The 25,787-nt window shown below is 73.7% G+C and carries 19 protein-coding genes; 10 read left to right on the plus strand and 9 right to left on the minus strand.

Annotated features, from left to right (window positions below; genetic code table 11):
* The 3 genes from ACIQK6_RS24920 to ACIQK6_RS24930 all read right to left on the minus strand — a co-directional run bounded on the left by ACIQK6_RS24920 (position 1) and on the right by ACIQK6_RS24930 (position 10,015).
* The gene (locus tag ACIQK6_RS24920; protein WP_402695492.1) at positions 1–1,002 is read right to left on the minus strand and encodes a kinase; all 1,002 of its coding nucleotides are present in this window, start codon (positions 1,000–1,002) and stop codon (positions 1–3) included.
* Entirely contained in the window at positions 968–2,536 is a 1,569-nt protein-coding gene (locus ACIQK6_RS24925) for a lyase family protein (RefSeq protein ID WP_329097090.1), read from the minus strand. Before ACIQK6_RS24925 ends, ACIQK6_RS24920 begins: the two co-directional genes overlap by 35 nt.
* A 108-nt stretch (positions 2,537–2,644) precedes the next feature.
* Positions 2,645–10,015: an amino acid adenylation domain-containing protein gene (locus ACIQK6_RS24930; RefSeq protein ID WP_402695493.1), complete on the minus strand. Its 7,371-nt coding sequence runs from the start codon at positions 10,013–10,015 to the stop codon at positions 2,645–2,647.
* 244 nt (positions 10,016–10,259) lie between these two features.
* Here ACIQK6_RS24930 and ACIQK6_RS24935 point away from each other — a divergent pair, with 244 nt between their 5' ends.
* Together ACIQK6_RS24935 and ACIQK6_RS24940 are read left to right on the plus strand one after the other, a co-directional pair.
* Positions 10,260–11,093 (plus strand): alpha/beta hydrolase, encoded by an 834-nt coding sequence (locus ACIQK6_RS24935; protein ID WP_329097093.1) that lies wholly within the window; start codon positions 10,260–10,262, stop codon positions 11,091–11,093.
* Positions 11,094–11,199: 106 nt separating this feature from the next.
* Positions 11,200–11,772: a TetR/AcrR family transcriptional regulator C-terminal ligand-binding domain-containing protein gene (locus tag ACIQK6_RS24940; RefSeq protein ID WP_329097095.1), complete on the plus strand. Its 573-nt coding sequence runs from the start codon at positions 11,200–11,202 to the stop codon at positions 11,770–11,772.
* Positions 11,773–11,799: 27 nt separating this feature from the next.
* On the opposite strand, the gene ACIQK6_RS24945 is transcribed toward ACIQK6_RS24940, so the two are convergent.
* Positions 11,800–12,729 (minus strand): MBL fold metallo-hydrolase, encoded by a 930-nt coding sequence (locus ACIQK6_RS24945; RefSeq protein WP_329097097.1) that lies wholly within the window; start codon positions 12,727–12,729, stop codon positions 11,800–11,802.
* A 150-nt stretch (positions 12,730–12,879) separates the two neighbouring features.
* On the opposite strand from ACIQK6_RS24945, the gene ACIQK6_RS24950 reads away from it, so the two are divergent.
* From ACIQK6_RS24950 to ACIQK6_RS24975, 6 genes are all read left to right on the plus strand, one after another.
* Positions 12,880–13,089 (plus strand): hypothetical protein, encoded by a 210-nt coding sequence (locus tag ACIQK6_RS24950; RefSeq protein WP_327382007.1) that lies wholly within the window; start codon positions 12,880–12,882, stop codon positions 13,087–13,089.
* A complete protein-coding gene (locus ACIQK6_RS24955; protein ID WP_329097100.1) occupies positions 13,076–14,473 on the plus strand; it encodes an amidase in 1,398 nt (465 codons plus the stop codon). Before ACIQK6_RS24950 ends, ACIQK6_RS24955 begins: the two co-directional genes overlap by 14 nt.
* Before the next feature lie 219 nt (positions 14,474–14,692).
* Positions 14,693–15,739, plus strand: coding sequence for a hypothetical protein (locus tag ACIQK6_RS24960; protein ID WP_329097101.1), 1,047 nt, complete (start codon positions 14,693–14,695; stop codon positions 15,737–15,739).
* 82 nt (positions 15,740–15,821) lie between these two features.
* On the plus strand, positions 15,822–17,096 hold the full coding sequence (locus tag ACIQK6_RS24965; RefSeq protein WP_329097103.1) for a pyroglutamyl peptidase: 1,275 nt from the start codon (positions 15,822–15,824) through the stop codon (positions 17,094–17,096).
* 200 nt (positions 17,097–17,296) lie between these two features.
* Complete coding sequence (locus tag ACIQK6_RS24970; protein WP_329097105.1) at positions 17,297–18,406, plus strand: mechanosensitive ion channel family protein; 1,110 nt, start codon at positions 17,297–17,299, stop codon at positions 18,404–18,406.
* A 156-nt stretch (positions 18,407–18,562) separates the two neighbouring features.
* Positions 18,563–19,318: a DUF4118 domain-containing protein gene (locus tag ACIQK6_RS24975; RefSeq protein ID WP_329097107.1), complete on the plus strand. Its 756-nt coding sequence runs from the start codon at positions 18,563–18,565 to the stop codon at positions 19,316–19,318.
* A 7-nt stretch (positions 19,319–19,325) separates the two neighbouring features.
* Here the strand turns inward: ACIQK6_RS24975 and ACIQK6_RS24980 are convergent, their stop codons facing one another.
* Complete coding sequence (locus tag ACIQK6_RS24980; protein ID WP_329097110.1) at positions 19,326–21,395, minus strand: SpoIIE family protein phosphatase; 2,070 nt, start codon at positions 21,393–21,395, stop codon at positions 19,326–19,328.
* 584 nt (positions 21,396–21,979) lie between these two features.
* Here ACIQK6_RS24980 and ACIQK6_RS24985 point away from each other — a divergent pair.
* Positions 21,980–22,429 (plus strand): GNAT family N-acetyltransferase, encoded by a 450-nt coding sequence (locus ACIQK6_RS24985; RefSeq protein WP_329097112.1) that lies wholly within the window; start codon positions 21,980–21,982, stop codon positions 22,427–22,429.
* Between the two features lie 87 nt (positions 22,430–22,516).
* On the opposite strand, the gene ACIQK6_RS24990 is transcribed toward ACIQK6_RS24985, so the two are convergent.
* From ACIQK6_RS24990 to ACIQK6_RS25005, 4 genes are all read right to left on the minus strand, one after another.
* Positions 22,517–23,269 carry an anti-sigma factor gene (locus tag ACIQK6_RS24990; protein WP_329097113.1) on the minus strand — a complete coding sequence of 251 codons (753 nt, stop codon included), beginning with the start codon at positions 23,267–23,269 and terminating at the stop codon, positions 22,517–22,519.
* Positions 23,266–23,871 carry an ECF RNA polymerase sigma factor SigK gene (gene sigK / locus ACIQK6_RS24995; RefSeq protein ID WP_402695555.1) on the minus strand — a complete coding sequence of 202 codons (606 nt, stop codon included), beginning with the start codon at positions 23,869–23,871 and terminating at the stop codon, positions 23,266–23,268. Before sigK ends, ACIQK6_RS24990 begins: the two co-directional genes overlap by 4 nt.
* A 244-nt stretch (positions 23,872–24,115) precedes the next feature.
* Positions 24,116–24,535, minus strand: a complete 420-nt coding sequence (locus ACIQK6_RS25000; RefSeq protein ID WP_329097118.1) for an ATP-binding protein — start codon at positions 24,533–24,535, stop codon at positions 24,116–24,118.
* 127 nt (positions 24,536–24,662) lie between these two features.
* Complete coding sequence (locus ACIQK6_RS25005; RefSeq protein ID WP_329097120.1) at positions 24,663–25,046, minus strand: hypothetical protein; 384 nt, start codon at positions 25,044–25,046, stop codon at positions 24,663–24,665.
* Positions 25,047–25,383: 337 nt separating this feature from the next.
* Here ACIQK6_RS25005 and ACIQK6_RS25010 point away from each other — a divergent pair, with 337 nt between their 5' ends.
* Positions 25,384–25,782, plus strand: coding sequence for a molybdopterin-binding protein (locus ACIQK6_RS25010; RefSeq protein WP_402695494.1), 399 nt, complete (start codon positions 25,384–25,386; stop codon positions 25,780–25,782).
* Positions 25,783–25,787: the final 5 nt, after the last annotated feature.

A 25,787-nucleotide genomic window follows, 5' to 3' on the forward strand; every position in this document is an offset into this window, starting at 1 on the left:
TCAGATCTCCAGCTCGGTGGGGTGGGCGGGCGCGGCCGTCGGGCTCCAGCTGTCGTCGGCGCCGAGGGAGCGGTGTACGGACACCTCTCCACCGAGGGCGGCGCAGCCGGCCCGGATGTGCTCGGTCTTGCTCGCGAGGGCCGGGTCGTTCGCCTCCAGGAGGACACCGAGCATGGTGCCGCTGTGGGCGAGCACCAGGCCCAGGCCGTCGACCTCGCGGCACAGGGCGTGCAGCTGCCCGAACCCGGCGCGCCGACGGCGGTGGGCGTTCATCTCGGCGCTGCGGGTGGCGACGGCGCCGACCTCCTGGAGGTCGCCGCGGGCGACGGCGCCGGTGAGCCGGTCCAGCAGGAGCGCGTACTCCTCCCGGTCGGTGGCGTCGATGGCCCGGGCGCCCCGGTTGTGCGCGACGGTGTCCACCTGGCCGCCCTCGTCGTGGGCGACGACGGTCAGCGGGGGCAGCACGCCGAGGCGGTGGCCGAGGCGCACCTCCCGGTGGTGGAAGGCGACGATCTCGTCGTACATGACCCCGTCGGCCGGTTCGATGCCGCGCAGGAAGTCCTCCGTCTCGGCCGGGGTGAACTCGCGCCCGTGCGCGGCCCCGACGGCCCGTACGGTGGCGACGAGGTCGGCGGAGGAGCTGGCGAGGCCCTTGCCCTCGGGCAGGTCCCCGGCCACCTCCAGGAGGCCGCCGTCCGCCGTACCGAGGGCGGCCAGGACGGCTTCGGCGACACGACGCGACTTGGCCTTGTGGGCCGGCCGCACCTGGACGCCCGGCCGGCCGGGGCTGGGGTGGAAACGGGCGGTGGCCCAGCGGGCGAGGGGGAAGGTGACCAGGAAGTCCCCCTGCGGGTGGGGCAGGGCGCCCTGGAGCAGTTCTCCGAAGGTGCCGAAGGCGCTGCCGGAGCCGGGGCCCAGGACGGAAGCCGGTCCGACGACGGCGGCGGCGGACGTCCCTGCGGCGGCGTCAGTGGGCGTGCTGTACGCGGGCGCGCTTGCCATCGCCGTCCTCCTCGTGGATCTCGTCGCCGGTCGCGCCGTACAGGGCGCGGTCGCCTTCCTCGGTGCCCGCGCGGACCGCCGCGGCGCGCAGTTCCCAGTCGGCGCCGAGCCGTTCGTACGTCTCCTGCTGGGTGCGCAGTACCGCGCGCACGGCGTCGGGGCGGGCCGAGCCGGCGGAGACCATGCGCTCCAGGCCCCGGTCGACGTCGAAGGCCTCGGCGAGGAGCCGGGCGGGGTCGGCGAGGGTGATGCCGTGTCCGGCGGCCGCCTCGACCAGCAGGGCGGGTTCGCCCGGGGCGGGGGCGGCGCCCGCCGCCGCGGCGAGCACGACGTACTTCCCGGCGACGACCTGGGCGGTGCGCCAGGGCACCCCTTCGGTGAGGCAGAGGGCGTTGGCGAGGCTGAAGCCGCCGAGGAACTCGCGCTCGCACACCTGGCGCATGCGGTCGGCGCGGAAGGTCAGCCTGCGCAGCACCTCGGTGAGGAGGCGGACGGTGCCGTGGGCCGAGTCGAAGGCGTTCAGCAGGTGGGTGCCGGCCTCCTTGGACACCTCGACGAGGTTGCAGAAGGGGGTGTTGCGCTGGCCCAGGAGCACGTCGAAGTGGAAGGCGCTCAGGTGGGCGGTGCGCCCGCGGATGCGTTCCAGGACGGGGTAGTTCTTCTTCTGCGGCATGGCGGAGGAGATGCCGGACAGCTCGTCGGGCAGTTCGATGAAGCCGTACTCGCTGCCGCCCCAGGTCAGCAGGTCGGTGGTGAAGCGGCTCAGGGCGGTGCCCAGCAGGCTGAGTTCCGAGGTCAGTTCGGCGCTCCAGCGGCGCGAGGCCACGGCGGTCAGGGCATGGGGCTGCGGCCGGGAGAAGCCGAGCAGCCGGGCCATCCGGTCGCGGTCCCACGGCAGTTCCTGCCCCGCCATGGCGCCGGCGCCCAGCGGGCAGGCGTCGATGCCATCGTACGCGTTCAGCAGCCGGGCGTGGGTGTGCAGCAGGTGCTCGGAGAGCGCGGCGAGGTGGAAGCCGGGGGTGATGATCTGGGCGGCCTGGAAGTGGGTGTACCCCGGCATGGGCAGGTCGCAGGTCTCCTCGGCCAGCCGGTGGACGACGGCGGCGAGTTCGAGGAGGGCTGCGGCGAAGCGGGCGAGCTGGTCGCGGCCGTACATCACCTGGGCGCAGGCCTGCAGGTCGTTGCGGCTGCGGTCGGCGTGCCAGCGCACGACCGGGGCGGGCAGGCCCGCCTCGACGTGCCGTTCGAGGGCGAAGGCGATGTCCGACATGTTGGCGCCCGGCTGGGCGCTGAGGGTGTCGGGCCGGACGGAGTCGAGCAGGGCGGCGATCCGGTGGGCCTCCTCGGCGGTGATCAGGTCCATGCGGACGTACTCGGCGGCCAGGGTCTTCTCGATGGCGACGTAGTGGCGCAGCAGGTGGCGGGACTCGAACCCGAACTGCGGGGCGAGCACTTCGTCGTGCAGGAGTTCGGCGGGGCCGCCGCTGATCCGGCCGCTCAGCTCGGGGGCGGGCCCCGGGGTGTCACTCGTCACGTGGTGTGTTCCGTTCCTGTTCTGGTGCGGGGCGCGTCGGCGCATGCCTCGTCGACGCGCGGCGCGGGAAGGGGGGTACGGGTACCCCGGGCGGGCCGGGGTTCCCGTTCAGCGGTGGTCGGCCGCGGCGAGGGCGGTGCGCAGGAGGGCGGCGGCCCGGGTGCTGTGCGGCGGCCGCATCAGCCCGTAGTGGTCGGTGTCGGCGTCGTGGCGGGTGAAGCCGGCCGCGGCCCGCCCGGCCCACCGGTCGGCGGCCTTCTCCCGGGCCCCGGTCCCGGTCTGGAGGAAGAGGACCGGGCAGGGGGCTGCCGGGGGCTCGTACGCGGCGGCGGCGCGGATCCCGGTCCGGAACACCGCGTAGTGCCGGGCGAGGTCCTGCGGGTCCAGTCCGGGGGCGAAGCCGTCGCGTTCCACCTGCTCGGCGAGGACGGCGAGGCGGGCCGTGGTGTCGGCGACGCTGCTCAGGGCGCTCCGCAGGGCGGACGCGCTCTCGTCGCCGGGGTCGAAGCCGGCGGAGCGGGCGAGGTCCTCGTGGAACCACTCCAGCAGCTCGCTCTCGTCCTCGGGAACGTGGCCGGGCTCCGGGTAGCCGGTGTCCAGCAGGGCGAGCGTCGCCACCTCCTGGCCGGCGGAACGGAGTTGGACCGCCATCTCGTGGGCGAGGAGCCCGCCGAAGGACCAGCCGGCCAGGCGGTAGGGGCCGGCGGGGCGGATCCGGCGCAGGGCCTCCACATGGGCGGCGGCCAGCTCCCGGGCCGTGGCGTCGGGGGCCGCTGCGGGGTCGGTCAGGCCGGGCGCCGTCAGTCCGAACACCGGCCGGTCGGTGCCCAGTTCGGCGGCCAGGGTGCGATAGCAGAAGACGTTCCCGCCGATCGGGTGGACGAGGAAGAGCGGGTCGAGCGCGCCCTCGGGCTGGAGACGGACCACCGGGTCCGGGGCCTCGGCGACGTGCCGGCCCCGCAGCAGCGCGGCCTGCCGGGCGACGGTCGGGTGCTCCAGCACGGCCGAGACGCCGAGGCGTTCGCCGAAGGCCGAGTTGATCCGGCCGATCAGGCGCAGGGCGTCGATGGAGTGCCCGCCGGACTCGAAGAAGTCGTCGTGGACGCCGACCGTGCCGGCGTCCAGCAGGCGCTCCCAGATCCCGGCGAGGCGGGATTCGAGGGCGTCGCGGGGCGGGGTCGGCTCGGCGCCGCCGCGCAGGTCGGCGGGGTCCGGGTCGGGGAGGGCGGCGCGGTCCAGCTTGCCGTTGGCGGTCAGCGGGAGGGCGTCCAGGCACACCCAGGCGGAGGGGACCATGTACTCGGGGAGCCGCTCCCGGGCGTGGGCGGCGAGTGCGCCCGGGTCGGGGGCGGGTGCGGCGTCCGGGCCGGTCGCATCGGGGACGAAGTAGCCGACGAGGCGTTCGCCGCGGGGCAGGACCGCGCAGTCGCGCACGCCGGGGTGTTCGGCGAGGACGGCTTCGATCTCGCCCGGCTCGACGCGGAAGCCGCGGATCTTGAGCTGGTGGTCGGTGCGGCCCGCGTACTCCAGGGCTCCGTCGGGGCGGTGCCGGGCCAGGTCGCCGGTCCGGTAGAGGCGGCGGGTGGTGCCGTCGGGGCTGGTGTGCTCGATGAAGCGCTCGGCCGTCAGTTCGGGTCGTCCGTGGTAGCCGTCGGCGAGGCCGACGCCTTCGAGGAAGAGTTCCCCGGTGACGCCGAGGGGGACCTCGGCGAGGCGGCGGTCCAGCACGTGGGTGCGCATGTTGGCGATGGGCCGGCCGATGGGCACGGTGTCGCCGCCGTCCGGCCGGCACTGCCAGTACGTGACGTCGACGGCCGCTTCGGTGGGTCCGTAGAGGTTGTGCAGTTCGACTCCGGGCAGCCGCTCGAAGAACCTGCGCTGGACCTCGTACGGCAGGGCCTCGCCGCTGCACACCACGCGGGTGAGCCCGGCCGCGCCGGTCACGGCCGCGGGGTCGTCGAGGAAGACGCTGAGCATGGACGGGACGAAGTGCACGGTGGTGGCGCCCTCGTCGTGGATCAGGCCGGCGAGGTAGCCGGGGTCGCGCTGCCCGCCGGGGCGGGCGAGGACCAGGGTGGCGCCGGTCAGCAGGGGCCAGAACAGCTCCCACACGGAGACGTCGAAGGTGTACGGCGTCTTGTGCAGCACCCGCTCCCCCGGAACCAGCCCGTACTCGTCCTGCATCCACAGCAGCCGGTTGGCGATGGCGCGGTGGGAGACCACGACGCCCTTGGGCTTTCCGGTGGAGCCCGAGGTGAAGATCATGTACGCCGGGTCGGACGGCTCGGGGGCTCCGGCGGGGCCCGCGGCGGCGGTCGCGGCGGCAGTCGCAGCCGCGTCCGGCCGGACGACGGTGACCCCGGAGCCCGCCAGCCGCTCCGCCCACGCGCCCTCGGTGACCACCAGGCCGATGCCGGACTCGGTGAGCAGGGACCGCACGCGCGGCACGGGGTGCTCCGGGTCCAGCGGGACGTAGGCGGCGCCCGACTTCAGGACGGCGAGCAGGACGACGGGCAGGGCGAGGGAGCGTTCCAGCAGCAGGCCGACGAAGGTGCCGGGGCCGGCGCCCCGTTCCCGCAGGGCCGCGCACAGCCGCTCGGCCTCGGTGTCGAGGGCGCGGTAGGTCAGCTCGGCGCCCTCGAAGCGCGCGGCCGGGGCGTCCGGGGTCCGGTCGCGCTGCGCGTCGATGAGCCGGGTCAGGACGTGCGGCTGCGGGTAGTCGACGGCGGTCCGGTTCCACTCGGCGTAGCGGCGGTGTTCGGCCTCCGGCAGCAGGTCGGCGGCCGTGCAGTCACGGTCGGGGGCCCCGGCCAGGTCGCACAGGGCGGCGGTGTAGGAGGCGTGCGCGCTCTCCATCTGCGCCTCGGAGAACTGGGCGGCGTCGAAGCGCAGGCCGAGTTCGAGCAGGGAGCCGTCGGGGCTGCGGGAGAACTCGGCGCCGAAGGCGAAGTCGGTGCCGGCCTCTCCGGTCTCCTCCAGCACGGTGAACGCACCGTCGGGGGACCCGTCCCGCTCCACGTGGAAGTGGGTGTAGTTGAAGAAGGTCTCGAAGAGCGGGCCGCCGCCGGACAGCCGCTGGATCTCGGCGAGCGGGAAGCGGCGGTGCGCGTGCAGCTCCGCCTCCAGCTCGGCGACGTGCGCGACGAGGCCGCGCCAGCTGAGACCGGCGACGTCGGCGCTCAGCGGCAGGGTGTTGAGGAAGACGCCGACGACCTTGTCGCCGTCGGTCTCCTCGGCGCGGCCGTTGTGGACCACTCCGGTGGTGACCGCGTCGCCGCCGCCCAGCAGGGCCGTGGCCCGCAGGTGGGCGGCGAGCAGGACGGTGCGCAGCGGTACGGCGCACTCGGCGGCCAGGGCGGTCAGCCGGGCGTGCAGCCCCTCCGGGAGCGGCGCGAGGTACCAGGACATCCTGGCGGGTCCGCCGGTCGCCGCCGGGCGGGGCAGCCGGGTCGCGGGGGCGTCGGTCGCCTTGCCGGTCCAGAAGGCGCGCTGTCCGGCGTCGGCCAGCGCGGCCCGTTCCAGGGCGACGAAGGAGGCGAACCGGGAGCGGGGGCCCGCGTCCGGGGAGGGCCCCTCCTCGGGGGTCCGGGCGGCGAGCGCCTCGGTGTAGCAGGAGGCCAGTTCCGTCAGGAGCGAGCGTTCGCTCCAGCCGTCGAGGACGGCGTGGTGCTCGGCGACGAACAGTTGGAGCCGGGTGTCGGAGAGCCGCTGGACGTGGAAGCGGATCAGCGGGGGCCGGTCCCAGGCGAACGGCCTGTCGCGCTCGGCGGCGTAGCGGGCGGCGACGGCGGTCCGCTGCGCCTCGGGGTCGAGGCCGTACAGGTCCTCGAAGGTGATCTCCGGGCGGGCGCCGCGGTGGACGAGCTGGAGCGGCTCGCCGAACCCGTGCGGGTCGAAGGAGGTGCGCAGCATCTCGTGCCGGGCCGCGAGGACCTCGACGGTGGTCCGCCACGCGGCTTCCGAGAAGGGCGCCTCGACCAGGTAGGAGGCCACGTTGTGGTAGACGCGTCCGCCGGCCGACGGCAGGTCGCTGTGGTAGAGCATGCCGGCCTGGAGCCGGGTCATCGGGTAGGCGTCCTCCAGCCCGTCGGGCAGGGCGGCGCGGTCCTCGGGGGTGAGCAGGGAGAACGGCTCGTACGGGGCCTCGGCGCCGGCCGCCGCCTCCCGCCGGGTCACGACGGGGGCCAGCGCACGGGCCGTCTGACGGCGCATGAGGTCGGCGACGGTGAGGTCGAGGCCGCGTTCCCGGATCCGGGCGAGGACCTGGAGGGAGCGGATGGAGTCGCCGCCGAGGGCGAACCAGTTGTCCAGGGCGCCGACCCGTTCGTGCCCGAGGACCTGGGCGAAGACCTCGGTGAGCGCGGTCTCGACCGGCCCGCTGGGCGCCTCGTAGGTGGCGGTGGGGGTCCGGGGCGCCGAACCGGGGGCGGGCAGGCGGCGCCGGTCGGTCTTGCCGTTGGCGGTCAGCGGGAAGGCGGGCAGGGTGACGAAGGCGCCGGGGATCATGTAGCCGGGCAGTCGCTGCGCGAGGTGGGTGCGCATCTCCTCCACGGTGGGGCCCGTGCCGTCCTCGGCACCGGTCACGGCCAGGTAGCCGACGAGGACGTCGGTCCCCGCGGTGTCCGGTGCGACGAGGGCGACCGCGGCGTCGACGAGGGGGTGGGCGGCCAGGGCCGCCTCGACCTCGCCGAGTTCTATCCGGAAGCCGCGCAGTTTGACCTGGTGGTCGATGCGGCCGAGGTACTCCAGGTCCCCGTCGGGCAGGGCGCGCGCCAGGTCGCCGGTGCGGTACAGCCGCTCGCCCTCGGCGAGCCCGGCGGGCCCGTCGGCGCCGCGGTCCGGGCCACCGCCCGTGCCACCGTCTGCGCCGCGGTCGGCAAGGCCGGTGGGGAAGCGCTCGGCGGTGAGTTCGGGCCGGCGCAGGTAGCCGCGGGCGAGGCCCGCCCCGGCGACGTACAGCTCCCCGACGGCGCCGCGCGGAACGGTCCGGCCGCGCGCGTCGAGCAGGTGCAGGCGCAGGTCGGGGATGGGCACGCCGATGACGCTGCCGCGGCCCTCCTCGGCGTCGCGGGCGGTCAGCGGCCGGTAGGTGACGTGCACGGTCGTCTCGGTGATGCCGTACATGTTGACCAGGCGGGGTGCGGTGTCGCCGTGCCGGGCGAACCACCCGGCGAGGGCGGCGACGTCGAGGGCCTCCCCGCCGAAGACGACGTGGCGCAGGGCGAGCCCGGGGGCGTCCGGACCGGTCGTGCGCTGGTGCTCCTCGTCGGCGCGGGCCAACTGGTAGAAGGCGGAGGGGGTCTGGTTGAGGACGGTGACCCGCTCGGCGCGCAGCAGCCGGTGGAACTCCTCGGGCGAGCGGCTGGTCCCGTACGGCACCACGACGAGGCGGCCGCCGTGGGCGAGGGCGCCCCACAGCTCCCAGACGGAGAAGTCGAAGGCGATGGAGTGGAAGAGGGTCCACACGTCCTCGGGGCCGAAGCCGAACCAGTGGTCGGTGGCGGAGAACAGCCGGGTGACGTTGGAGTGGGGCACGAGGGTGCCCTTGGGCAGGCCGGTGGAGCCGGAGGTGTAGATGACATAGGCGAGGTGGTCCGGGGTCACGCCCGTGTCGGGGGCGGTGTCCGGTTCGGCGGCCAGGAGCGAGGCGTCGGCCTGCAGGTCGACGGCGTGCAGGCCGGGGGCGTCCCACAGGGATCGGGTTCCGGTGGTGCCGACGACGTGCTCCAGGCGGGCGTCCTGGACGATGTGGCGCAGCCGCTCGGGCGGGTTGTCGGGGTCGAGCGGCAGGTAGGCGCCGCCGGCCTTGAGGATGCCGAGCAGGGCGACGACGAGGTCGGCGGAGCGGGGCAGGCACAGACCGACGAGGGTGTCGGGTCCCACGCCGAGGGCGCGCAGCCGGTGCGCGAGCCGGTTGGCGCGGGTGTCGAGCTCGCGGTAGCTGAGGGACGTGCCCTCGTGGACGAGGGCCACCGCCTCGGGGGTGCGGGCGGCGTGCCCGGCGAAGACCTCGTGGATGCAAGCCGGCTCGCCCGGAGCGGGCGGGAGGGCGGCGCGGGGCGGGAGCGGCGAGCCGATGCCGCTCCTCTCGTCGGCCGACAGCATCGGCAGCCGACTGAGCGGCAGTTCGGGGTTCTCGGTTGCGGCGTCGAGGAGCCGGGCGAAGTGCCGGCCGAACTGTCGGACGGTGGCGGCCTCGAACAGGTCGGCCCGGTACTCCAGCCGGCAGCTCAGCGCGCCGCCGGTGCGTACGACGTCGAAGGTCAGGTCGAACTTGGCGGTTCCGGCCGGCCCTTCGAGCATCCTCGCCCGCGGGCCGGGCAGGCCCTCGGTCATGGCGTCCTCGTCGTGGAGGCCGAACATGACCCGGAAGGGGGGCGCGTCCTCGCCGGTGCGTCCGGGGGCGATCCGGTCGACGACGCGTTCGAAGGGCAGGTCCTGGTGGTCCTGGGCGTCGAGCACGGTGTCCCGTACGCGCTCGAGGTGGGCCCGGAAGGCGGGGTCGTCGGACAGGTCCGCGCGGATCACCAGCGTGTTGACGAACAGGCCGACGGTGTCCTGGAACTCCTTGCGGCCCCGGCCCGCGACCGGCGTTCCGACGAGCACGTCGTCGGTGCCCGTGTAGCGGCCCAGCACGATCTGGAAGGCCGCCAGCATCAGCGTGTAGGGGGTGCTGTGGGTGTCACGGCACAGGCGCTCCATCCGGGCGAGCACCGCGGCGGGCACCTCGAAGGAGTGCAGCGCCGCCGCGGCGCGGTCCGCTCCGGCCCCGGGCCGGCCGTCCCGGGGCAGGGGGGCGTCGGGCAGTTCGCCGCCCAACTGCTGCTCCCAGTAGGCGAGCTGGCGCTGGGCGGCGGCTCCCTGGAGCCATTCCTCCTGCCAGTCGGAGAAGTCGGCGTACTGGTACTCGGGGGCCTCCATGGCCTCCAGCACCTCGGACGCGGCCGGCTGCGGCCCGCCGGTACCGTCGGGGGCGTCGCCGTACCGGGCGTACGCACCGAGGAGCTCGCGGGCGAGGATCCCGACGGACCAGCCGTCGGCGACGATGTGGTGCAGGGCGAGCGCGAGGACGGCGCCCTCGGGGGTGTGCAACAGGGCCGCCCGGAAGAGCGGTCCGGACTCCAGGTCGAAGGGCCGGTGGTGTTCGGCGGCCATCCACTCCTCGACGTCCCGGGATCCGTGCGCCGCGGCGGAGGACCAGGCGAGCACGGCCTCGGTGTCGATGTGCTGCCACAGCTCGCCGTCCCGCAGGACGAACCGGGTGCGCAGCGCCTCGTGCCGGTCGAGCAGCCCCTGGGCGCAGGTGCGGAGCGCGGCCTCGTCCACCGGGCCTTCGAGGCCGTAGAAGACGGGCATGTGGTAGGTCGGCCGGCCCTCCTCCACCTGCTGGAGGAAGTACATCCGCTGCTGCGCTCCCGACGCGCGGAACGCGCTGAACGACGGCTCCGCAGGGCGTTCGGTCGGATCGTGACTGGCCAAGACAACTCCCTCGGCGCCGCACCGGTGGCTGGTACGCGGCGCATGCTCCGCTTGCTTGCCCGCTCAGCCTAGGAACGGCATCGATTCGGGTGAAGTCGCCTGTTTCCGGTCCCCGATTCACGTGACCACGGCTGTGGACGACCTGCGCAAGTACCGGTGGAAGGCCGTGTTCCGACGCCGTTCGGGGGCCCCGGGGCGGGACACTGCTGCCGCGGACCGAACCGAGATCGCCACAGGAGGCACCATGCCCTTCATCACCGTCGGCCAGGAGAACAGCACCGACATCGACCTGTACTACGAGGACCACGGCAGCGGGCAGCCCGTCGTCCTCATCCACGGCTACCCGCTGGACGGGCATTCCTGGGAGAAGCAGCTGCCCGCCCTGCTCGACGCCGGTCACCGCGTCATCACCTACGACCGGCGCGGCTTCGGGCAGTCCTCCCAGCCCACCACCGGCTACGACTACGACACCTTCACGGACGACCTGCACACGCTGATGGAGACCCTCGACCTCACCGACACGATCCTCGTCGGCTTCTCCATGGGCACCGGCGAGGTCGGCCGTTACCTCGGCACCCGCGGTTCCGGACGCGTGGCCAAGGCCGCCTTCCTCGCCGGCCTGGAGCCCTACCTCCTCAAGACCGACGACAACCCCACCGGCGTCGACGGCAGCGTCTTCGAGGGCATCCTCGCCGCCGTCACGAAGGACCGCTACGCCTACTTCACCGACTTCTACCAGGCCTTCTACAACCTCGACGAGAACCTCGGCACGCGCATCAGCGAGGAGACCGTACGGGCGAGCTGGGCGACCGCCGCCGGCGCCTCCGCGTACGCCTCCCGCGCCGCCGTCCTCACGTGGACCACCGACTTCCGGGCCGACATCCCCAAGATCGACGTGCCCGCCCTGATCCTCCACGGCACCGCGGACCGCATCCTCCCGATCGGGGCCACCGCGGAACCCTTCCACAAGGCCCTCCCGCACGCCGACTACGTCGTCCTCGAGGGCGCCCCGCACGGTCTCCTGTGGACCCACGCCGAAGAGGTCAACAACGCCCTCCTCGCCTTCATCGGGGACTAGGCCGTGCCGGCCGCGTGACCCGCGCTCCGCGGCCGGCACCGCCGCGGAGCCCGGGGCGGCGGCCACGACCGAGCATGATGCAAGAAATTTGCTTTAAGCTGGCCGCATGAGCCGAAAAGCGATGGTCCGCCCCGGGGGCCGCAGCGCACGGGTCCAGGAGGCGGTCCACACCGCCGTGCGTGAGCTCCAGGCTGAACTGGGGCGTCCGGAGCTGACGATCCCGATGGTCGCGGCGCGGGCCGGCGTCACCCCGTCGACGATCTACCGCCGCTGGGGCGACCTACAGGAACTGCTCTCGGACGTCGCCGTCGAGCACCTGCGCCCCGACGCTCCGCCGGAGGACCACGGAGACCTGCTGGCGGACCTGCGGGGCTGGGCCGAACAGTTCCAGGAGGAGATGGCCTCGCCCGCGGGCCGCGCGTACATCCGCGATGCGCTGCTCGGGGACCCGGACGGCGACAACGCGGGGCGGTGTTCGGCCTACGCGGCGGAGCAGATCGCCGTCGTGCTCGCCCGCGCCGCGGAGCGCGGCGAGGGGGCCCCGGACGTCGAGACGGTGCTCGACCGGGTCGTGGCGCCGATGATGTACCGCATCCTGTTCCGCCCCGCCGGACTCACCGGCGCGTACGCGCACCGGCTCGCGACGGAGGCCGTACGGGGCTTCGACGCACCCCGCTGACCGGCCCGCCGCGCACGCCCCCGCGGGTCAGCGGCGCACCGGAGCGGCAGCCACGGGTTCGAGCCGGTAGCCGTCCCCCTCGACCACCACGCGGCCGGCGGTCGGCGCGGGGAAGTGCGTACCGAGCACCAGGGCGCCGGTGTCGGCGAGGCGGGCGAGCAGCGCCCGGCGGGTGGCCTCGGCCCGTACCGGGTCGATGTCGACGCAGCTGCCGATCTCCGGCCGGGCCAGCTGCACGGGGTGGTGGACGGCGTCCCCGGTGACCAGGGCCGTCGCGCCGCCGCTGCTCACCTGTACGACGATCTGCCCGGGGGTGTGACCCGGCGCGGGCAACAGGCGCAGCCCCTCGGCCACGTCGATCCCCTCGGCCGGCACGTCGACCAGGTCGAGCAGACCCGCCTCCTCGACGGGCACGACGGAGTCGCGGAACATGCCGCGCCGCGCCTCGTCCATGTCGTAGCCGGCCCAGAACTCGCGCTCCGCCCTCGACGTCAGGTAGCGGGCGCCCGGGAAGGTCGGCACCCATGCGCCGTCCGCCTCGCGGGTGTTCCATCCGACGTGGTCGGCGTGCAGATGGGTGAGGATCACCAGGTCGACGTTGTCGGGGGTGAATCCGATGTCCGCGAGGCGTGCGAGGTAGTCGGTGCGGAGCCGGTGCCACGCCGGGTTGGCCCTCGTCTTGCCGTTGCCGATCCCGGTGTCGACGAGGACCCGCAGACCGTCCACGACCAGCGCGAAGCTGTGGCTGTCGAGGTGCAGGACACCGTCCGGACCGGCGAAGTCGGGCCGCAGCCAGTCGTGTTCGGCGACCACGTCCGGGGTGGCGGCCGGCAGCAGCCACGGTCCGGTCGCGGGCGGCAGGGGCACTTCGTCGACGCGGTGGACCGCGATCTCCCCGACGGACCAGTGGGCAGCGGCTCCGGCCGGGGCCGGCTCGGTGAACTGTGCGGTGCACATGGGCGTGTTCCTTCGTCTACAGAGGACCGACCGACAACAAAAGCGATTCATTCGCTTTAAGCGACCGTAGGCCCTACCGTGAACTAACGCAAGCCGTTAGCTTTAAGGCGGCGGTGAGCGTGCCGCCGCACTCCTGAAGGAAGGCAGCACATGTCCGCCCCGGACCTCACTCCTCCCGAAGCCGCCCGCTGGGCCGCACGGTCAGGGCTTCCGCTGGCGAAGGACCGCCATGCGGAAGTGGCGGCCACCGCCGACCACATCCACGCCGTCGTATCGCTCCTGCGGGAACTGGACTTCGGCGAGACACCGCCCTCCGCGACGTACCGCGCGGGAGGGGAGCAGCACGATGGAACCGTATGAGCTGACCGTGGCCGAAGCGGCCGAGGCCGTACGCACCCGGCTGGTCTCACCGGTCGAACTGGTGGAGTCGGCGCTGGCGCGCATCGCACGGGTCGAACCCCGCCTGAACGCCTTCACCGCCGTGACGGCCGACCGTGCGCGCGCCGCGGCCCGCCGGGCGGAGGGCGAGATCGCCCGCGGCACGCACCGGGGGGCCCTCCACGGGATGCCCGTCGGCCTCAAGGACCTCATCGACGTGGCCGGGATGGCGACCACGGCGAGCTCCCGGGCACGGACGGGGCACCGGGCGGAGGCCGACAGCACCGTCGCGGCGCGCCTCGCCTCGGCCGGAGCGGTCCTGGTGGGCAAGACCCACACGCACGAGTTCGCCTACGGCCTGACCACCCCTCAGACGACGAACGCCTGGAACCCGGACCGGGTGGCCGGCGGGTCCAGCGGCGGTTCCGCCGTCGCCGTCGCGGCGGGGGCGGCCGCCTTCGCCCTGGGCACCGACACCGGCGGATCGATCCGGGTGCCCGCCGCCCTGAACGGGGTCGTCGGACTGAAGCCGACGTACGGGCTGGTGCCGCGCCGTGGCGTGACTTCGCTGTCCTGGTCGCTGGACCATGTGGGACCCCTCACCCGCACCGTGGAGGACGCCGGGCTGGTCCTGGCCGCCCTGGTCGGACACGACCCGCACGACCCGGCGTCCGTCGCGGCCCCGGCCACGGACCACCGGCCGGGCCCCGGCACGGATCTGACGGGGCTGCGGGTCGGGGTGCCGAACAACTACTACTTCGACCGGGTGGACCCGGAGGTCGAGGCCGCCGTCCGGCGGGCGATCGAACGGCTCGAGGGGCTCGGCGCCCGGCTCGTGGACGTCGAGATCCCGATGACGCGCTACATCCGCGCGGCCCATTGGGGCCTGATGGTGCCCGAGGCCTCGGCCTACCACGAGCGGACCCTGCGGGTGGTACCCGACCTGTACGGGACCGACGTGCGGGTCCTCCTGGAGGCGGGCGAGCTCATGACCGCGGGCGACTACCTGCGGGCCCAGCGCGCCCGCACCCTCATGGGGCGGGCTTGGCGGGACGTGCTGGAGGCGGTCGACCTGATCGCCGCACCGACCGTGCCGATCACCGCCGTCGAGTCCGGACGGACCGAAGTGACCTGGGGCGACGGCAGCGTGGAGGGCGTCGCCGACGCCTACGTACGGCTGTCGGCCCCGGCCAACCTCACCGGTGTTCCCGCGCTGAGCGTGCCCGTCGGCCTGGACTCGGCGGGCCTGCCGATCGGCATGCAGCTCATGGGGAGGCCCTTCGGCGAAGCCACGCTCCTGCGCGCGGGACACGCCTTCGAACGCACCGGCACGGCACGCGGCCTGGCCCCGGAGCGGGCGGCCTAGGCCCTGTCGTCAAAGTCCCTCCCCCAGCTACCGCTGGGAGGTGCCCCCGGGCCCGCGACGCCCGGCACCGCACCTCGCCGCGTTGTCGGGGCACCCAAGTACGTCCAGTACTCGGGCGCCCCTCCGCCTTGCGATGCACGGCACCGGACGCCGCGGGCCTGACCGGCGCTACTTTGACGACAGGACCTAGCGCGGGGGCGGCCGCCCCCTCATGTGATCATGGATGCGTCACATTCCTTCGCCCGCGAGGTGATCTTTTTGACGAAGGTGGCACTGCGTTCCTACGCACTGTTGCCTCGGCAGTACGACGAGCGGAAGGTACTGGCCTCCACGATTGATCCGTGGGGCCGCGCTCTCTGGCTCATCTGCCCTGATGCCCGCTTCCCCTCCAGGCGGGCCGGCCGGGACGTCCCGGCGCCCACGAAACTCCCCTTCGACGCCCTGGTCGTCATCAGCGACCGGGGGGTGGTCCGGGAGCAGACCCTGCACGGAGTGGCCGTGGACCCGAGCGCCTTCGACGCCCTGCCGGGCGGCGGGTTCGTGCTCTCCGGCGGTGGAGGTCCGAACGCACGATCCGGCCAGATCTTCGGCCGCGACGGCCGCTCCCGGCGCCGGTTCCCCCTGGGAACCCGCCTCACGCACCTGGTCGCGGACCGCCGCTCCGGCTTCTGGACCGGATACGCCGACGAAGGGATATACAGCGACGACCGCGTCAGCGCGGGCGGGCTGGTCCGCTGGGACAGCAGGGGGAACCACGCGGGGGCCCTGCGCCCCCCGGCGCCCTTGGACTACCTGGTGGACGTCAACACCGTCAACGTCTGCGACTCCACGGTCCACGCCGTGTACTGGCCGAGCGCACCGCTCGTCGAAACGGGCCCCGGCGGGATACGCCGCATCCGCCGCCTCCCGGTCTCGGACCCGTTCGGCCTCGCGATCCGCGGTGACCGACTGCTCCTGCTCGGAGGGGTCGAAGGGGGCGCCTCCACCGCCGATCGGGTGAGCGCCGTCCACCACCTGAGGCTGACGGACGAGGGAGCCGTCGTCACCGGACACGAGGAACTCGTCTTCCCGAACGGCGACCCCGTCAGACGCTACGCCCGCCCGGTCTGCCGGGGTCCGCGGATCTTCCTGCACACGATCCGCACGCTGCGGCAGTGGTGGGTACTGACGCTGCCGCAACCCTCGGCCCGTACGGGGCGGTGGCGACCCGGCAACACGATGACACCACGGCCGCCGGGCGGCTGCCGCACGGTGAACCGGCCGTGACAGAGGTGGAGTTGAGCCAGTCACGGCCGGTAGGACCGGTGCGTCTGGTGGGGGTCGGGGCCGCTATGTAATGTCACATCGCATGATGCTCTTACGGCGTGCGGCGTCGGCCGCTGCCCTTCTCGCCACCGTCCTTCCCCTGGCTCTCACCTCGCCCGCGCACGCGGCCGACGGCTCCTCCGCGTGCCGCGCCTCCGCGTCCGTACCGCTGGACGCCGAACAGGCGCGGCTCTCGGACGCCCGCACCACGGCCCTCGTCGAGCGCGGCGGGTTCGCGGACTTCGTGCGGCGGTTCCCCGCCGCGCTGTGCGCGACCCGCAGCCCCGCCGAGGCCGACCGGCTGGTCACCGACTGGGGCGAGGCACTGTGGCAGGCCTCCGTACGGCGGGCCCAGGGGCAGCGGCCCGGCGGCGACCTCGCCCCCGGGGACGACCGGCCGCTGTACTGGGCGCGGCTCGGCATGACCGCCGCACTCGCCCGCTGGCAGCCGGAGTTCACCGCCGACCGGGCCGCGCTCCGCGCCCGCTTCGAGGACGCCTCCCGGGGCCTGACGAACAACGCCTTCCGCACCGCGCCCGGCGTGCGGCGCGTCTTCATCAGCGGGTTCGACCCCTTCGGGCTCGACGCCGAGATCCGCCGCGCCAACCCGTCGGGGTCGGCCGCCCTCCAGCTCAACGGACGGCGTGTGACCCTCGCCGACGGCACCCCCGCCGAGATCCGCGCCGTCGTCCTCCCCGTGCGGTACGCCGACTTCGACGCCGGCATGGTGGAGCGGGCGTTCGCCCCGCGCCTGGCCGGCGGCCCCGCCGCCGCCGACGTCATCACCACCGTCAGCCAGGGTTACCCCGGCATCTTCACCCTGGAGGACTGGGCGGGACGGGCCCGGTCCGCCGACCCGTACCCCGACAACGTGCGCGCCCTGTCCGGCGGCACCCGCGAGCACCCGGTGACCGCCCCCGGCCTCGGCCCGGGCCCGGAGTTCATCCGCACCACGCTCCCCGCGGGCGCCGTCACCGGCGCCGTGCAGAGCCCGTACCCCGTCCTCCTCAACAGCGACGTGACCGAGATCCCGGCCGGCGGCACGACCCCCGTCGACCGGACCGCCGGCCCGACCCCCGGCTCACGGGCCGTGGCGGGCGGCGGGGGCGGCTACCTGTCCAACGAAGTGGCCTACCGCTCCAACCGGCTGCGCGCCGAACTCGCCCCGCACCTGCCCGGGGGCCACCTCCACACCCCGGTGCTCACCGGCTTGCCGGCCGACCCCCAGCAGCTGACCGGCCCCGAGTTCGAACGCAACGAGAGCGCGATAGCGGCCGAGGTCCGCGCGGTCCTCGAACACGCCGCCGCGCGGCGGTAGCGGCAGCCCCGCCTGCGGTGCGTCCTGCTGCCATGGGGCAGGATGGCAGCCCGTTCCGGATGCGCACACGCGCCCGAACGCGGCTTCACGCACGACGAACTGACAGGTGACAAGGTGACGACACACCCACACCCCATACGACGGCCGGCAGCTCCCGTCGCCACTCCCCCGGGCCGGCGCGGCGCACCGGAGGAGGTCCGTTGAACCGGGATCTCGTCCTGCACGACTGGCTGGTCGCCGGGATCGCGCTGGCGGCGGGCGCCGCGGCCGGACTGCTGCTGCGCGCCCTCCTGCGCTGGCTGGGCCGGCACGCCGAGCGGACCCGGTGGCGGGGGGACGACATCATCGTCGACGCGCTGCGCACCATCGCGCCCGGGGCCGCACTGATCGCGGGCGCGGCGGTGGCCGCCACGACCCTGCCGCTCACCGCGCGCGTCTCGGGGTTCGTGAACCAGTCGCTGACCGCGCTGCTCATCCTCATCGCCACGCTCAGCGCGGCGCGGGTCGTCGCGGGCCTCGTCCAGTCCGTGGCGGGATCGCGCACCGGGGTGGCCGCATCGGCGTCCATCTTCGTCAACATCACGCGGATCGTGGTCCTCGTGATGGGCGTGCTCGTCGCCCTGGAGACCCTCGGCGTGTCCATCGCGCCGCTGGTCACCGCCCTCGGAGTCGGCGGTCTGGCGGTGGCCCTGGCTCTCCAGGACACCCTCGCCAACCTCTTCGCCGGCGTGCACATCCTCGCCTCGAAGACCGTGCAGCCCGGTGACTACATCCGGCTCACCAGCGGCGAGGAGGGTTACGTCGTCGACATCAACTGGCGCAACACCGTGGTCCGCAACCTGTCGAACAACTTGGTCATCATCCCCAACGGGCGTCTCGCGCGCACCAACATGACCAACTTCACCCAGCCCGAGGCGCAGTTCTCGATCCTGGTCCAGGTGGGAGTGGGCTACGAGAGCGATCTGGAGCACGTCGAGCGGGTGACCCTCGACGTGGTCGGCAAGGTGATGGCGCACGTGGACGGCGCGGACCCCGCCCACGAGGGGGCCGTCCGCTTCCACACGTTCGCGGACTCCCGGATCAACTTCACGGTGATCCTGGGCGTCGGCGAGTTCAGCGACCAGTACCGGATCAAGCACGAGTTCATCAAGCGCCTGCACGAGCGGTTCCGGACGGAGGGCATCTCGATCCCCGCTCCGACGCGTACGATCGAGCTCCACCGGGACGAACCGCGTGCGCCGTTGTCATCGCACGCACCGGTCCCGCACCAGCGCGATTCGTCGGCGCTGCTCCCGGACGGCGGCCGGTAGGCCCGAAGCGGCCGGAGGCCCGGGGCCGTGGGCAAAATCCGCGTGCGGTACGTCAAGACCTCGCCAGGGCGGGTGGCTCCGCCCCTCGCCCTGGGCAGTCTGCCCGTGAACATCTGGCTCTGGTTGAGATCGTCACTTCCGGACGGGAGGCATCACATGCCCGGGTACCGACTCCACGACCGTGCCGCGCTGTTCGGGGCCCTGGTGGTGCCCCTCCTCGTGGCGCTCGCGCTCGTCCCCTTCCGCACCTGGCTCTCCCCGGCGAACGGGGCCCTGGTCCTGGTCGTCGCCGTGGTCGCGATCGCCGCCTCGGGCACCCGGGCCGCCGCGGCCGTGGCGGCGCTCTCCGCGACCACCTGGTTCGGCCTGCTCCTCCTCGCCCGGCCCTACGAGCGCTTCACCCTCGCCGACCGGGACGAGATCCAGACGGCCGTCCTGTTGCTGGCCGTCGGGCTGATCGTCGCCCAACTGACGGCACGGACACGCAGGTTGGAGGCGGTCGTGGCCACCGGCGCCGCGCACCTGTCCAGCCTCCAGGGCACCGCCCGGCTGACCGAGCAGGGCGGCTCGCCGGACGCGGTGGTCGAGTACGTCCGCCGGGAGCTCATCGGCCTGCTGGGGCTGCGCGGCTGCCGCTTCGAGTACGGAACCCTGATCGGGCACCGACCGCGGCTGGAGCACGACGGCGGCCTGTGGCTGCGCCGCGGTGGCGAGGTCACCGGGTACGCCGACTGGCCGCACGGCGAGATCGAGCTGCGGGTCGTCGGGGGCGGGCACTATTACGGGCGCTTCCTCCTCGCTCCCTTTCCCGGCCACCGCCTGCCGCCGGAGGACGCCCGCTCGGTGGCGCTCGCCCTGGCCGCGCTGGCGGGAGCCGCACTGGACACGGCCGGTGTGTCCCACCGCGGCTGAGCCCCGCTCATGGGGCGTCGCGGTGAACGCGGGCCAGGATCAGGACCGTGTCGTCGGTCGGCGGCTCGGGCAGCAGGCCGGCCAGGACGCGGTCCGCCATGTCCTCCAACGGCTCGCTGCGGCCGCCCAGTTCGGCGCGCAGGGCGTCCAGGCCCACCTCGATGTCCCGCCCCCGGGCCTCGATGAGGCCGTCCGTGTACAGGGCGAGCGTGGCGTTCTCGGGCAGTTCGATCTCGGTGGTCCGGAACGGGGCGCCGCCGACGCCCAGGGGGACCCCGAGGACCTCGCCAATGGTCTGCACCGTGCCGTCCGGCCGGAGCACCAGGGGCGGCGGGTGGCCGGCACTGGCGATGCGGGCGCGTCCACTGCGCGGGTCGTAGACGAGGTAGAGGCAGGTCGCCAGCTCGATGCCGGCCTCCTGGGCGCACGCGTCGAGTTCGGTGAGCAGGTCGGCGGGCTCGCTGTCGTGGCGGGCCAGGGCCTTGGTGGTGATGCGCAGGTAGCCCATGGCCGCGGCCGCGTCCACTCCGTGCCCCATCACGTCGCCCACGACCAGGACGACCCGACCGTCGGGCAGGTTGATCACGTCGTACCAGTCACCGCCGACCTCGGTAATCCGGCTGCCGGGCACGTAGCGGTGGGCGACGTCCACGTACGGGGTGACCGCCAGCGCCGTGGGCAGCAGGGCCCGCTGCAGCGTGAGGGCGATGTCCTGGACCCGGCTGTAGAGGCGGGCGTTGTCCAGGCAGATCGCGGCGCGCGAGGCGAGTTCGCTGGCCAGGCTGACGTCCTCCTCGGCGAACGGCGGACGGGCGGCGGACCGGCCGAACATGGCGATGCCCTGGACGGTGCCCCGGGCGATGAGCGGAGCGACGAGGATGCATGCCACCCCGCTCTCGCCCATGATCTTCGTGCGTGACTCGGTGACGACGGTGCGGGCCAGGAACTCCTCGTCCACCACGGCCGAGATGGCGCGGCCGGTGCTCAGCATGTCGTGGATGACGGAGCCCGGCGGGTACCGCACCTTCTCCACCCCGCTCACGAGTTCGACGGCCGGAGCGGGCAGGGTCGTCCCGGAGGCGATGCGACGGGTGAACAGCGGACGCCCCGGGTCAAAGTCCTCGGTCTCGTCCATCCACTCCACGATCTCGACCACGGAACCGTCGCAGAAGTCCGGCATCGACGCGTCGACGAGCTCCTGGGCGGTGAGGTTGACGTCCAGGGTGGTCCCGATCCGGGTGGAGGCCCCGTCGAGGAGGGCCAGCCGGCGACGGCTGGCGGTGGCTTCCAGGATGGCCCGTTCCCGGTCCGTCACGTCGATCATCAGCCCGCCCACGCCGGATCGGGTCCCGACCGCCCGACTCAGCGGGAAGAAGCTGACGGACCGGACCTGGTCGCGGTCCGGATGCCCGCGCGGGCGCACCCCGACCAGGGTCCCCACCACGGGTGCTCCGCCCTGCGCGACGGCCCGCAGCATGCGCTCGTACTCACCGCCGTCCGACATGATCATGATGTCGTCCATGCGCCGCCCCAGGTGGGCTTCGATCGGCAGGCCGTCCATGTCGGCGAGCGCCTGGTTGAGGTGGATGTACCGCAGGTCCTCGTCGATCATGACCAGCCCGATGGGGCAGGTCTCGAAGAGGGCGTCGAGGAAGGCGAGGTTGGTCTTGACCCGGTCGAGTTCGTCGCTGCGGCTCGACAGGACCATCACCACCGAGGGACCGCCGGATCCGGTGACGGAGAAGGACCGGAAGCCGCAGTCGAAGGCCGTGCCGTCGCGGTGCCGGGCGGTCAGCCTGCCCCGCCAGTAGCCCTGCGTACGCCCCTGCTCCGTCAGTCGGGCGCACGATGCGGACGTGCCGCTGCGGGAGGCGTCGGCGAAGAGGAGGGCGCCGGGCCGGGTGAGGACGGCGCCGGGTTCGTACCCGAAGAGGTCACGGGCGCCGGGTCCCCAGTAGCAGACGTGGTCGTGCTCGTCGATGCCGAGGACGGCCACGGGCACGCGCTCGAGCAGCGACCCCGGCTCGGACCAGATCGGGCCGTGGGTTTCCTCGCCCCCCGGCCGAGCCGATGGCACGAGACGTCCCCTTCCGCACGCCGTTCTCCCCACATCATCGTCCGGACGCGCCGTACGGGCACGCCGGGCGGCGCGCGGCAGCCCGGGACGACCGCTTCGCGGGGGCCCGCGCCGTCGTCCACGCGACCCCACGGAAGGTGAACCCGCATGGGCAAGATGAATCTCCAGCTTCAACTGGCATCTGCCACCAGAAAAAACACATTCACCTCTTGGATGATCCACCGTAACGACACGACGCGCACCGGCCCGATTCCGTGCCCTGGACCAGGTGCCGCCCCGGGGCAGCTCCTGGTTGACTGGCCGTGGCCACCATCCTCCGGACCGCTTGGCGGCTCTCGCGGTCACGGAGTGGCCTGGCCCACGAAGCTCCTGCGCGCCGACAGCGGTGTTCGGCGCGCGGGGCTTCGCCGGCCGCACCCGTACATCGTGGCGCTGAGCCGGCCCGCGTTTCGACACCGCGGCACCTGCCGGGACCGCCGGGCTCCAGCATGATCGGTGCTCTGCGCCGGAGCGGCGGCGCACACGTCCCGCTCCGCTCCGCTCCGTTCCGTTTCGCCTTCCTTCGATCACGGGAGTCCAGCCCCATGTCCGACATCAGCGTGCGTTCCGTGCGGGACGGCGATTTCGCCCAGTGGCGCGCCCTCTACCAGGGCTACGCCGACTTCTACGGGGTTGAGCAGACCGAGGAGGCGGCCGCCACGGTCTGGTCCTGGGTGACCGACCCCGGCCACGAGGTGGGCGCCCTGGTGGCCGAGGACACGGGGGGCCGGCTGCTGGGCCTCGCCCACTACCGTCCCTTCGCGCGCCCGCTCTCCGCGACGGTGGGCTGCTTCCTCGACGACCTGTTCGTGGCACCGCAGCACCGCGGTTCGGGCGCCGCCGACCTCCTGCTCGGCGCGCTGCGCGAGCTCGCGGCCGAGCGCGGTTGGAGCGTGGTCCGCTGGATCACCGCCGATGACAACCACCGGGCGCGTTCCAAGTACGACCAGGTCGCCAAGCGGACCATGTGGGTCACGTACGACATGACCCCGTGAGCCCGAGCTGCGTCCGCACCCTCCGGGTCCATCAGGAGGGCCTTGCCCACGCATTGCCCGAGCCCTGTAGCCGTTGGCGGCGCGCTGTCAGGCGGGGAGGTCCATCAGGAGCAGCGGGGTCGTGGTGGGTCGTGGGGATCCTCCGGCGGGTTCGACGGTGAGGCCGATCGCACCGGCGTCGACGGTGTCGCCGTCGATGAGGACGGTGCCGTCCCGGTGGATGAAACCGGCCGGGCGCATGGTGCCGTCGTGGTCCAGCCACAGCTGGTAGGTCGTGCCGGCGACGGGCGCGGGCAGTCCGCCGGCGGTGAAGACGGCCTTGTTGCGCAGGGCCGAGGTGACGACGGTGGCGGCGGCTCCGTTGCTGGTGCGGCCGTGGGCCGCGCGGGCGTCGGGAGCGGCCAGGACCACGCTGACGTCGTCGAGGCGCTGCTCGATCTGCCGGGCCTGCTGTTCGTAGTGGCGGCTCTCCTGGCTCTGCCAGGCGGCCAGGCCCGCGAACAGGGCCGCGGCGGCCACGCTCGCGGCCACGGCGAACAGGCCGGCCTTGCGGCGCAGCGCGCCGCGCAGCGGGACCGGGGAGACGGGGGTGGAGGTCCGGGGCGGGAGTTGGCGCACGCCCTCGACGGCTGCCAGCGTCCGCTGCTTCATCGAGGCGGGCGGCGGCTGGGCCACGGCGGCGGCCAGCCGGGCGGCGGTGGCCTGGAACCCGGCGACCTCCAGGCGGCACTCCTCGCACCGGGAGAGGTGGTCGGTGAACGGCTCGCGTTCGCCGGCGTCCAGTGCGTTCAGTGCGTAGGCGGCGGTGAGGGCGTGGGTGTCGGACCGGTGCTGGTTCATGTGGTCACCCCCATGCAGTCGCGGAGCCGGATGAGTCCGTCGCGCATGCGCGTCTTGACGGTGGGCAGCGGCGCGTGGAGGACTTCGGCGACCTCGCGGTAGGTCAGGCCCTGGTAGTAGGCCATGGTCACCGCCTGGCGCTGGAGTTCGGTGAGACCGTGCAGGCAGCGGCGGACTTGCTCGCTGTCCAGGCGGATCTCGACCTGTTCGGCCACCTCGTCGAACGCCGTCCGGTGCTCGCGGGCGGCCTGCGCGCGTTCCCGGTCGGCGGACGCCTGGGCGGAGCGGACCCGGTCCACGGCCCGCCGGTGGGCGATCGTCGCCGCCCATGTGGTGACGGCGCCGGATTCGGGGCGGTAGCGGGCGGCCTGCCGCCACAGGTCGATCATGACCTCTTGGGCGACCTCCTCGGACTGCGCCCGGTCGCGCACGACTTTGACCACGACCCCGAAGACCAGCGAGGCGAGGGCGTCGTACAGGACGGAGAACGCCTCTTTGTCGCCGTGGGCGACCTGCCGCATGACCTCGGAGAGGTCGGTGCGGTCAGTGCGGTCGGTGCGGCTGCCGGTGGGGTCGGCACCGGAGGGGCTCGGCTCGTTCACGGGGCGGGCTCCGGCCGTGGGGACCAGACGCAGGGGCGGCCGGGGGCGGCCGGCCGGGGGCGGGGTGTCCATCGCATGGTGGTCCTTGTCCGGAGAGCAGCGGCCGGACCGCAGCGCAGGGCGGTGCGGGCCACAGGTCCAGGGGATGGGTCTGATGGTTCTTCGTAGCGGAGGCGCGGGCGGATGGGAGGGCGTTCGCGCTCCGGGACGGGGCCCGGTTCCCTCGTTCGAGGGAACCGTCGGGTCAGCCGTCCCGCCAGGTGATCACTGCGATGACCTGCTTGCCGCGCGGCGAGCGGCTGACGAAGAGGTCCGCGCCGAGCGCCCGGACGATCTGCAGGCCCCGCCCCCGGGTGTCGTCGGTCCCGTGGCCGTCGCCCCGCTGGGGCAGGGAGAGCGAGCCGTCGCTGACGCAGATGCCGGCCCGGCCGCGGTCCAGGCTGATCGTGAGCGCGTACGGGGGCATGGCGTGCCGGACCGCATTGGTGGCGAGCTCGGACGCGATGAGCAGGATGTCGCAGGCGGTCTCTTGTGGGCAGCGCACGGGGTGCAGGGCCAGGGTGCGCGCGGCGCTGCGGCGGGCCTCCCCGGCGGCCTGCGGCCCTGAGGGCAGGGGGTGGTGCACGGTCCTCGGCCGCGCCGGGGATGCGATTGCGGTGTCCATGACGGTTCCTCGCTGTGCGAGCGGCCCCGGTGGCTCCGGGCCGGTCCGGGGGCCGGGTACGGACGGGGTTCCGGGGCGGTGACCCCGGAACCCCTGTGCGCCGGGTCGGCGCTACGGCGCCGGCGCGTTACCACTTGCTGTGGCAGTTCCAGTGGCCGGGAACCCAGTGCTTCGAGTGACCCTTGCCCCACCAGCCGTCGTGCCAGTTGCCGTGGTGGTCGCGGTAGCCCTCGTGCCAGGTGCCGTGGTGCCACTTGGATTCCCAGTGGCCCTTCACCCAGGTGCACCGGTCATGGCGGTCCCACCGGTTGTGGCGGTCGTGGCGGTCCTGGCGGTCCCACCGGTGGTCGCGATCACGATCACGGTCGCCGGTGAGCGTCGAGCTCACCGTGGCGGACGCTGCCGGGGCGGCGTTCGCGGTGCCGGAGAGGCCCAACAGCGAGCCGCCGGCCAGCAGCCCGGCGGACGCGGTCCCGACGAGCAGGCGCCGTGTGCGCAGCGAACCGGTCATCGCACTCACCTCCTTCCTTTCATCGGACAGTCGGTTCAGCGGCCCCTCACCCTCAGGAGCCTCACCAGGGATTCGCCACGAACAGGGTGAGGGATTGGAAAAACCTCATATGTACATAAAACCCTTCGATACAAGAACGACCGCCACCTGCCAGCAAGCACGACATCTGCTGGGCAGAGCCATCGGAGCCGGCGCAGACGGGCACCGCCGTCCGGGGCCCCGGTCCGGCCAGTGCCGCCCGGCTCCGCACCCGCAGCCGCAGCCGCAGCCGCAGCCGAGCCACCGTCCCGGGTGCCTCGCCGTTCGCGGCCGGAGCGGCACCGCCTATGCTGCGGGCGTGCCGTCGTACTCCATGGGCGTTGCCGCCCAACTGCTGCGCGTGAGCCCCGAAACCGTCCGCCGGTGGGCGGAGACGGGCCGACTGCCGGCCGACCGCGGTCCGGACGGTTCCCGGGCCGTCGACGGCGTGGTCCTCGCCGCCTTTGCCGCGGAACGGGCCGCCGGAATGCACCCGTTGCCGCGCAACACCACCCCGACCTCCGTACGGAACTCCTTCGCCGGCATCGTCACCGCCGTCCGGCTCGACGACGTGGCGGCCCGGGTGGAGATCCAGTCCGGGCCGCACCACGTGGTGTCCGTGGTGACCAGGGAGTCGGTCGAGCGGCTCGGCATCACGGTCGGCTCGACCGTCACGGCCCGGGTGAAGTCCACCGAGGTCCACATCGCACTTCCGTAGGCCCC

Origin of the sequence: Streptomyces sp. NPDC091682, assembly GCF_044756625.1 — a bacterium.
Classification (GTDB): Bacteria; Actinomycetota; Actinomycetes; order Streptomycetales; family Streptomycetaceae; genus Streptomyces.